At 31.8% G+C, this 8,679-nt stretch carries 11 protein-coding genes and 1 pseudogene; 4 read left to right on the forward strand and 8 right to left on the reverse strand.

The window, feature by feature from the left end; all coding sequences use genetic code 11:
- Positions 1-343: 343 nt before the first annotated feature.
- Positions 344-883: a peptide-methionine (S)-S-oxide reductase MsrA gene (msrA, locus tag AB8B65_RS01660; protein ID WP_405299059.1), complete on the forward strand. Its 540-nt coding sequence runs from the start codon at positions 344-346 to the stop codon at positions 881-883.
- A 96-nt stretch (positions 884-979) separates the two neighbouring features.
- On the opposite strand, the gene AB8B65_RS01665 is transcribed toward msrA, so the two are convergent.
- The 8 genes from AB8B65_RS01665 to AB8B65_RS01700 form a co-directional block, all read right to left on the reverse strand.
- The gene (locus AB8B65_RS01665) at positions 980-1,597 is read right to left on the reverse strand and encodes a DUF6624 domain-containing protein (RefSeq protein WP_405299060.1); all 618 of its coding nucleotides are present in this window, start codon (positions 1,595-1,597) and stop codon (positions 980-982) included.
- Positions 1,598-1,612: 15 nt separating this feature from the next.
- A complete protein-coding gene (gene gwsS / locus AB8B65_RS01670; RefSeq protein WP_405299061.1) occupies positions 1,613-2,686 on the reverse strand; it encodes a grasp-with-spasm system SPASM domain peptide maturase in 1,074 nt (357 codons plus the stop codon).
- A gap of 4 nt (positions 2,687-2,690) precedes the next feature.
- Entirely contained in the window at positions 2,691-2,897 is a 207-nt protein-coding gene (locus AB8B65_RS01675; protein ID WP_405299062.1) for a hypothetical protein, read from the reverse strand.
- A gap of 2 nt (positions 2,898-2,899) precedes the next feature.
- On the reverse strand, positions 2,900-3,901 hold the full coding sequence (gene gwsG / locus AB8B65_RS01680) for a grasp-with-spasm system ATP-grasp peptide maturase (protein ID WP_405299063.1): 1,002 nt from the start codon (positions 3,899-3,901) through the stop codon (positions 2,900-2,902).
- A 6-nt stretch (positions 3,902-3,907) separates the two neighbouring features.
- Positions 3,908-4,090 carry a hypothetical protein gene (locus tag AB8B65_RS01685; protein WP_405299064.1) on the reverse strand — a complete coding sequence of 61 codons (183 nt, stop codon included), beginning with the start codon at positions 4,088-4,090 and terminating at the stop codon, positions 3,908-3,910.
- A 327-nt stretch (positions 4,091-4,417) separates the two neighbouring features.
- Positions 4,418-4,582 (reverse strand): hypothetical protein, encoded by a 165-nt coding sequence (locus AB8B65_RS01690; protein WP_405299065.1) that lies wholly within the window; start codon positions 4,580-4,582, stop codon positions 4,418-4,420.
- 48 nt (positions 4,583-4,630) lie between these two features.
- The gene (locus tag AB8B65_RS01695) at positions 4,631-4,765 is read right to left on the reverse strand and encodes a hypothetical protein (RefSeq protein WP_405299066.1); all 135 of its coding nucleotides are present in this window, start codon (positions 4,763-4,765) and stop codon (positions 4,631-4,633) included.
- Between the two features lie 105 nt (positions 4,766-4,870).
- Positions 4,871-5,005 (reverse strand): hypothetical protein, encoded by a 135-nt coding sequence (locus AB8B65_RS01700; RefSeq protein ID WP_405299067.1) that lies wholly within the window; start codon positions 5,003-5,005, stop codon positions 4,871-4,873.
- Between the two features lie 508 nt (positions 5,006-5,513).
- Here AB8B65_RS01700 and AB8B65_RS01705 point away from each other — a divergent pair.
- The 3 genes and pseudogenes from AB8B65_RS01705 to AB8B65_RS01715 form a co-directional block, all read left to right on the forward strand.
- Positions 5,514-7,238, forward strand: coding sequence for a helix-turn-helix domain-containing protein (locus AB8B65_RS01705; protein WP_405299068.1), 1,725 nt, complete (start codon positions 5,514-5,516; stop codon positions 7,236-7,238).
- Positions 7,239-7,356: 118 nt separating this feature from the next.
- Positions 7,357-7,530, forward strand: a complete 174-nt coding sequence (locus AB8B65_RS01710) for a hypothetical protein (protein ID WP_405299069.1) — start codon at positions 7,357-7,359, stop codon at positions 7,528-7,530.
- Positions 7,531-7,654: 124 nt separating this feature from the next.
- Positions 7,655-8,679, forward strand: a pseudogene (locus AB8B65_RS01715) (hypothetical protein); the annotation flags it as partial.

Consider the following 8,679-nt stretch of genomic DNA (forward strand, 5'->3'; position numbering starts at 1 on the left):
ATTTGGGGTCTTAGGGTAATAAGGGAAATAATTTATAACCAATAAATTACTTTAACCATGAAAAAAAGTTAAGTCCAAATATAACACCTCTAATCTATAAAACCCTATATATTAGACAATAACTTACATTCCTTCGATGAATGCATGCTTTTGATAGATGAATGCATGTATTACTGTCAAACTAATGCTATTTACAGCTGTTTTACACTGCGTAAACACTGACAAACAACAGCGATTTGTTACAATAATGACAGTATTTCATTTTTTGTAGTATGCATAACGTTTTGAAACGAAAAGCAGTTTTATCAGTATCTTTGTAAAAGTGTTAGAAAAAGAAGATATCATGGAACAAAAAAATATACAAATAGCAACTATTGGCGGCGGTTGTTTTTGGTGTACAGAAGCCGTTTTTCAGGAAGTAAAAGGTATAGAAACTATCGTTTCGGGATATACAGGCGGAACTGCTCCTGGCGTGCCAACCTATAGAGAAATTTGTTCTGGACTTACAGGACATGCCGAAGTTATTCAGCTCACATTTGATGCAGCTGTGGTTTCTTTTTCAGAAATTTTAATCATGTTTATGGCAACACACGATCCTACAGCTTTAAATCGTCAAGGAGCCGATGTGGGAACACAGTATCGTTCTGTTATTTTTTATCATGATGAAATACAAAAGCAAACAGCCGAAGCTGTAGTTAAGGAGCTTTCTGAATATTATGATGCTCCAATTGTAACCGAGATAACTCCAGCCGAAACTTTTCATAAAGCTGAAGCCGAACATCAAAACTATTACAGACAAAACACACAACAAGGATATTGCAGTTATGTTATTACGCCAAAGCTAACAAAGCTTCGTAAACTGTTTGCCGATAAGTTGAAGTAATATTTTTAATATCTAAAAAAGAGTACTAAATGAATAGTACTCTTTTTAACCACCTGTAATTTAAACTCTAGTCACTAAGGTTCTAGATCTTTAAAACTATTTATGCAATACATAGTTATTAACCTTTGCATATTCTTCAATTGAATTGAGTCCTATGGCTTTTCGTCTTTCATTTACCTTTTCAAAATTGGTAATTGGATGTATGTATGTGAATCCTGATTTTTTGTCTTTTTTCACTTGGGTTCCGTAATATTGTTTTTCACCTTTGCGCATTAAAATCCGATCTTTTAGAAAGGCTAAATACCAGCCATCTGATTCTTCTTTTTCAACAGATTCAGCTAAATAGGGTAAGTATTTTTCTTGTATATCAATTTCTGCATGTTGTACGACAAGCCATAAAGTTTGATTTGCCATTTCGCCTACTTTCTTATTACTAAGCCAACCGTAGTTGTCAATAATGCGCAATACTTTTTTTTCATTGGTGCTATCTTGCGTATGAATAAGATCCCATATATATGTTAACTCGTCTGAATCGTCTCCGAATTTAGCTTCAGCATCTGGAAGTAGTTGTCGTAGTGTTTGATCTTCAATACGAATAATTTCTAATTGTGCTTTAAGCAGTTTATAATCTATAGGTTTCGTTTGTGTGTTCGTTTGACTTTGCATGGTTATAAAACTGATAAAAATTGTTGTTATAAAAAGTATTTTTTTCATGATACAATACGTTATTTATGCGAAAACAGTATTCACACTTTCTACTTTATCTGCCCATTTTCCTGTATATGGATCGTATTGACATTTTGCTGGTTTGGAGTGTAGTTCTCCATCTGTTGTATAAGCTCTACAATCTGTACAGATGTATCTGTATTCACAGTCTCTACAGCCGTCAATATTATCTTTTGTAATATTCCAAGGTTTTTGGAATTCGGTATCGTCTGCAATTTTTGTCAATGAGATATTGTTTACATGTCCGTATGACTTTTTCATGGAAGGACAATTTTTGACATTTCCAGTTTCGTCAATAGAAATCTTTCTATTTAAACATCCGTTGTGTTTTATATTTTCTGTGAATCCTTTTACGTCTCTAATTCGCATTGAATTGATATCGACTAATCCGCAGCCATCACAACCACTTACTTTTTGTTTGGTATAACCCAAGCTTCCATGATAAACCTTTGATCTATTTTTTGCTTCAGGTTCTTCATCGAAAAGCTCCATTTCGTAAGTATGGTATGTAACTTGAGCAATTTCATATTTATCTAATAGCGCTTTTACTTCTGCTTCTTTTCCATCGTACTCAATTAAAAAATCAACTGATCTGAAATTTTTTCCAACGGTAAGCGCTAGTATTTCTTCTAGTTTAGAAACTGGCAATTTGCAATAGGCTCTAATTTGAATATGATAACAGGCTAAGACTTCTAATTCATTGAAAATCTTTTCGAAGTCGTGCATTTCATCACGAATGTCAATAATAGAATTGATAATTTTTGATGGATGGTCCCATTCCAACTCCATAGCTGGAAATCGATCTAAAGTATCAACAACAATTGCCAATTCGATATCTAGTAAATAATCTATAAATTCTTTAAAGAAAATGAGATCTTCTTCTCCGTCGAGCATCTCGGCAACTGTACCGATATTATTGTCTTTTAGTACTGATAATAATTCGTAGTATGAATTATCAACAAAGTATACTTTTTGTCTAGAAACATCGCATAGCATTGTTCTTGTGTGTCCTTTTACAGGAAAACAATCTGCGAATAGATAGAGATATTTATCTTTTATGGCGGTTAATTCTTTCATCTGATTATCTTTTAATTTCTGTTATATCTACAATTTTCGAAATTGGTTTATCAGATCCTGAATAGAAAATAATACTACTGTATTTTTCACTATAAGCGGTTCTATAAAAAGGATCTGAAGGCAGCAACTCATTATATATAAGGTAATTATAAAATAATGGTAAGTTTTCTAATTGCGGTTCGCTAATTGGTAATTTCTTTAGTTTTATCATGGTTACAAGATTTTAGCAATTTTTCGTTCTAAGTAATAATTACAAGGAGCAGACGTCATTCCAAATTGTCCAACAGGATTTACTTCTAAAAAGATGTAATTATTGTCTTCGTCGACCAAAATATCGATGGACCCTGTATTTAACTGCAGTTCGTTCATGATATCAATAAGTCCTTGTTTTACATGTTGCGGTAAATTATATGGCACTTTACGTTGCGGATTTTCTTGATCTGTATGTTTTCTAAAATCAACTACCGTATCTGCTCGTTTTTGCGAGAATATTGCCATTGCATAGAATTCTTCATTGAGATAAAAAACTCTGAGTTCGTATTTTTTCTTGATTTCTTCTTGCAGTAATGATGGAAAAAAGCGATCTGGTAATTCGTCTAAACTTTCTTCTGTAATACGTTCGGTGTATGAGTAATACCCATAATCTGGCGTAAAGTGATATACACCTTGACTGATGGCTTTGGTTACTACAAAACTTGCATCTGTATTTGCTAAAATTCTTCGAATTCCGTCTTTAGTGGTGACCACATAACTTTTAGGAATAGGCACATTGTATTTTTTAGCAATTTCTAAAACAATCAACTTGTTAACATCAGTACTCACATAATTTCCAATGGCAGTTACATCTTGTTGTAAAATGTAATGAAAATACTCTGTGAGTACCTTATACTCTGAATTGATGTGATTTTTGTGATAGTTTGGTGTATCAAATAAGATTCCTTTTTCGAGTTCATCAAAATTGATCGCTACATTTTTTAATGAAAAACCTCTTCTTCTATGCCAAATTGATGAAATATTGAATAAGTTGGTTTCCTCTCCATGTTTGGAAACGGTCAATTCTCTATCGTCAATATCGAGAAAATGCAGACGTGCTTTATCATCATCGGTATTGAGTCGAATGTATGGCTTGTTGTATGTAACAAGCCATTCAATTACATTGCTCGTACTTCCATCATCTTGACGGCTGAGTACTAATATTTTTTCATCGTTTTCCATTGTATATTAAAATTTTCCTGGATTGGCTGACTCATATTCAAGATCAACTTCTGTTTCTGCCATCGCTTTTAACGTATGGGTTTTAGAATAGGTGTCTTGTGAACTTCTAACTGGCTCTATAGTACCAGCTCTAACAGCTGCTAAATCCTTTTTAGACATTTCTTTGATTTTTGTGTTTGCTAATTTCATAATGACTGATTTTTGTGGTTTATAAAATGTGTTTGTAATATAAATTTGAATCAGTAATACTTAAAGGCAACAGCAAATGATCTGTTGTTAGGAATAAATAGTAAAGTGATGTAGAAGATTAGCGTTTCGCTTAAATTAGTGTGGTAAATATCGTTATATCACTTGTATGTTTTTGTATTAATTTCCTAAGGTGTTTCAGAAGAATATACTGTATTAACATTCCTTGTTACGTACTGATGATTCTTTAGTTTTTGAAAGATGTAGGTAATAAATTTTCATCACCTACACTTACAATATTTAGTAAATAGTTTGATAATTAGTAATATGCTACCAGCCTGCTGGCATTGATTCTTTCTCAGATTCTGCACTTGAAGTTCTTTTCCATTCCTCTGTAGACGTTTGCGTTTGTCCATCTGAAGTTTTAATACCGCCAGCAATAACTTTAAGTACTTCTGGCTTCATTTCTTTGATACTTTTTTTATTGAGTTTCATAAGAATTGTTTTAATTAGTTATACTTTTTGTTAGTATATCAGCCAATACTATTTTGATGGTATTGGTGCTTCGTATTCTGTTTCTATTGGTGCACGAGCACTTGCTCTTCTTGAAATAGTATGTGTATCTCTATTTTGCTCTCTGAAGCCTCCACGAATCACTTTCAGCTCTTCAGGCTTCATTTGTTCGACATCTTTTTTGTTGAGTTTCATAGTTTTGGTTTTGTTTGGTCATTTATATACTAATGACTGCTTTTTTGGAAGCAGCCATTAGTTATAAATTAACTATTACTTAGAAGAAGCTTCTGCTTCTGCTTCTGCTTCTGCAGATGAACGAGCACTAGCTGTTGCTGTTGCTGTTGCAGTGTCTCCACTTACTCTACTTAATCCTCCAGAGATTGCTTCTAATTCCTGAGCTGACATTTCCTTAACGTTCTTTTTATTTAATTTCATAATATTAAAGTTTTAATAAAATTTTGGTTCCTACTCTGTTTTAAGGTTTTTCGGATTCCACCTTTTCGTGATTGTTGCAACGAATCGACAGTGCTAATTAATGGCGGAATTTCCTATTTATCAAATGGTTAGTACTGACGTTTATAAATCTCATGCAACGAATTTATAAATATCACGATGTGGAATTTTATACAATCGCTTTATATATAATAGCTTTACGTATAAGTATCTTTATTCTTTCATAAAGTGCTATCTTTATGCACATTTAAAGTTATTTTATAAAGACATATAAATTATTTCGATATTTTCACCTGTATTTGCCTACAATTGTTGTCGAATTTTAATATTAACTATTGCTCGAAGCGATCAATTTTTAGGTACAATTCAAAAAAAATAGAAAAAAGTGAAAAATTATATTCAAAATCTAGCCCCTTTTTTATGCATTTTCATAAATTTTCCTCGTATAAAGCACTGTTTTATGTCAATGGTTTGCACTTTTTTACTGTTTTTTACTTCAATTTCGACTCATGCACAGCTTAGTTCTGGCACTTTTGAGGATATAAAATCTGAATTTAATAAGGCTTCACAGAATTCTAAAGAAGCATTTGACGCTGCTGAGAACTATCTGGCGAAAGCCAAAGAAATAAATGATATAGCCGAAATTGTAAACGCTTACGAAATGTTTGTAACACATTTTAGTCACACACCAAAAGCAATTTCATATACTGATAGTATTATTTTATTGACTAAAAACACCAAGTTAGAAGCCTATCCTGCCGAAGGATATTTGTTAAAAGGAATACAGTTATATTATAACTCTAAATATAATGATGCGCTCACTAATTTTGCTACTGCTAATGACATGGCACTGACAAGTAAAAACATTCGACAGCAAATTTCTATTAAACATTATATAGGATTACTAAAAAATGTGAGTGAAGAACGTGAAGAAGCATTAAAGATTTTTGAAGAGAATATTGAATTTATCCGAAAGAATAATTTTGAAGATAAAAATCCAGAGCAATATTTAAAATCATTGTTTGCGCTTGCAAATTCTTATAATAAGAATCGTGTGTTAGATTCAGCAGAAGTTGTAAATCAACGAGGTATTAAAGTTAGTTTACAACATCCTACCAAATATTTGTATCCTTGGTTTTTAGCTTCTTACGGAGTTACATCCTATTATCAAGAGAATTATGATACTAGTATTGATAGTTTGCTGAAAGCCACAACATTTTTAAAAAATAACGAAAAAGCATTGTGCTCCAATTACCTTTATATATATGGGTGTTTGGAAAAACAAGGAAAAAACAACATAGGAATTACTTATTTGTATAAGGTTGATTCTATATATAACGAGAAGCCAAAGGTTATTTTTCAAGCGAGAGAAGCGTATGAATTTCTAAATAAGGAACATAAAGCTGCTAATAATGCGAAGAAACAATTGGCAACTATTGAAAAGTTGTTGGCTGTAGATGAGATTATTACTGAAGAATACCAAAACTTAGGAAAAGAGATTGTTCAGAAATATGATACACATTTAATAATTTCTGAAACGGAAGAGTTATTGAATGAGAAAGAAGAATTGATCAATCAATTACAAGACAAAAATTTCTTATCACAAAAAAAGGTGACAGCACTTGTTATTTTATCTATCCTTTTTTTAATTATTATTTTTTACTTTTTTAGAAGAAATGTTGTTTACAAGAAGCGCTTTAATGTGTTGATGGAAGAGTATGAACAAAAGAAAGTTCAGAAAGAAAAAGAAAGTCCTGCTATTGAAGAAGCAACCTTAGTTTCATCTGCCCAAAAAGAAAGTATTGGATTGCCACAAGAAATTGTAGATACTATTTTGGTAAAATTGAAAAAGTTTGAAGACACACATCGATTTACGAAAAGAAACTATACACTCACAAAACTTGCAAAGGAATTAGATACGAATAGTACGTATTTGTCAAAGATCATTAATATGACTAAAGGAATGAATTTTGCAAAGTATATGAATGAGATCCGAATTGATTATGCAATTACCCAACTTCAGGAAAATAAGTTGTTCCGTTCGTACACAATTAAGGCCATTGCAATAGAGGTTGGTTTTAATAATGCACAGTCATTTTCGATCGCTTTTCACAAAAAAACAGGGATTAATCCATCTTACTTCTTAAAGCAACTTGAAAATCAGAAACAAGAATCAACTATTTGATTTTCAGTATTTTAAAATTTTATTTTTATCGTGATATTTATAAATACCACGATACTTCATTATAATTGGGTAGTGTTTTGATATACATTTACATCGTAATCAAAATAACTTTAACACCATGAAAACACCAAAAAGAAACTTAGGAAAACTTACATTATCTAAATTAATGATCGCTCAAGTTGGAGACCCAACAAAAATATGTGGAGGTTCTCTTCCAAAAGCCTCAGAAAATTGTAACAGTAGAAACATCTGTACATTACTTTGTGGAAATGATACGATAGATACACAATAGTATAAAGAATTTATATTTCTCTTTTTTCATAATTAAAAAAATGCTATTTCAAGCTATGATGTACACCCATCTTCTTGATGTAGCATTTTTTCTTTTTGAAAGCAGCATATCCTAAAACCTCCTAATGAAACATCAACTACCACTTTGTTTACTCATCTTTGTTCTATGCATACAATGCACTACTCGCAAACAACCTCCTTTTTGCGCAGCTAAAAAACCCATAAGCAATTCCTATTTTTCTAAAACTATTAGCGATCCATATCAATACTTAGAAAATTTAAAAGATACTGCCGTACTTTCCTGGTTAACTTCTCAAAATAATTATACCAAAACAACACTTGAACATATTTCTGGACGTCAACAACTTCTAGAAAAAATTAAAATGCATGACGAAATGCGTTCAGAAGCTATTTTTAGCTTAAAAGTACTTTCATCAAATGCTTATTATTATTTGAAATACGCAGAAAATCACGAAGCCAATGTGTTGTATTTTAGAACAGGCATTCACGGAAAAGAAATCGAAATTTTTAATTCTGAACAGTATAAATCAAACACAGAAGAAACGTATATTATTAATTATTTTCAGCCAAGCTGGAATGGTCAAAAAATAGCCATTGGTTTTACAAAGAATGATGAAGAGTTTTCGGAAGTTGTCATATATGATGTATCCACGAAAACATTTCAAAAAGAAATTATTGATCATTGCTGGCCTTCTGAATTAGGTGGAGTAAATTGGTTAGACGATAACTCAGGTTTTACCTATTTACATATTCCTGATATTGATACTACATCGCCAAACTATATTTTAGACGCAGCAACGGTTTTGTATCGCTTGGGAACGAACCCGAAAGATTTACATATTATTTTTTCTCGAAAGTCACATCCTGAATTAAATTTGAAACCTGCCGATTTTCCTATTGTCAATATTTTTGGGAAAGAACAAAAGTATATGTTTGGTAGAGTTGGCGGCATAGGGTTTAAGGATTATTATTATGCGCCTATTACCGAATTAGCGAAAGAAACCGTTACTTGGAAACCACTTTTTAAGAAGAAACATAAGATAGAAAAGTTTTTACCACATGAAGATGCAATCTATTTTTCAAGTGCGCAAAAGGCTTCTAATTTTGGCATTTATAAAACTACTTTTTC

Source organism: Kordia sp., assembly GCF_045105435.1.
In the GTDB taxonomy this organism is placed as follows: Bacteria; Bacteroidota; Bacteroidia; order Flavobacteriales; family Flavobacteriaceae; genus Kordia.

Coding starts and splice junctions, on each gene's coding strand:
- msrA (WP_405299059.1), top strand. CDS start 344: ATGGAACAAAAAAATATACAAATAGCAACTATTGGCGGCGGTTGTTTT.
- AB8B65_RS01665 (WP_405299060.1), bottom strand. CDS start 1,597: ATGAAAAAAATACTTTTTATAACAACAATTTTTATCAGTTTTATAACC.
- gwsS (WP_405299061.1), bottom strand. CDS start 2,686: ATGAAAGAATTAACCGCCATAAAAGATAAATATCTCTATCTATTCGCA.
- AB8B65_RS01675 (WP_405299062.1), bottom strand. CDS start 2,897: ATGATAAAACTAAAGAAATTACCAATTAGCGAACCGCAATTAGAAAAC.
- gwsG (WP_405299063.1), bottom strand. CDS start 3,901: ATGGAAAACGATGAAAAAATATTAGTACTCAGCCGTCAAGATGATGGA.
- AB8B65_RS01685 (WP_405299064.1), bottom strand. CDS start 4,090: ATGAAATTAGCAAACACAAAAATCAAAGAAATGTCTAAAAAGGATTTA.
- AB8B65_RS01690 (WP_405299065.1), bottom strand. CDS start 4,582: ATGAAACTCAATAAAAAAAGTATCAAAGAAATGAAGCCAGAAGTACTT.
- AB8B65_RS01695 (WP_405299066.1), bottom strand. CDS start 4,765: ATGAAGCCTGAAGAGCTGAAAGTGATTCGTGGAGGCTTCAGAGAGCAA.
- AB8B65_RS01700 (WP_405299067.1), bottom strand. CDS start 5,005: ATGTCAGCTCAGGAATTAGAAGCAATCTCTGGAGGATTAAGTAGAGTA.
- AB8B65_RS01705 (WP_405299068.1), top strand. CDS start 5,514: ATGTCAATGGTTTGCACTTTTTTACTGTTTTTTACTTCAATTTCGACT.
- AB8B65_RS01710 (WP_405299069.1), top strand. CDS start 7,357: ATGAAAACACCAAAAAGAAACTTAGGAAAACTTACATTATCTAAATTA.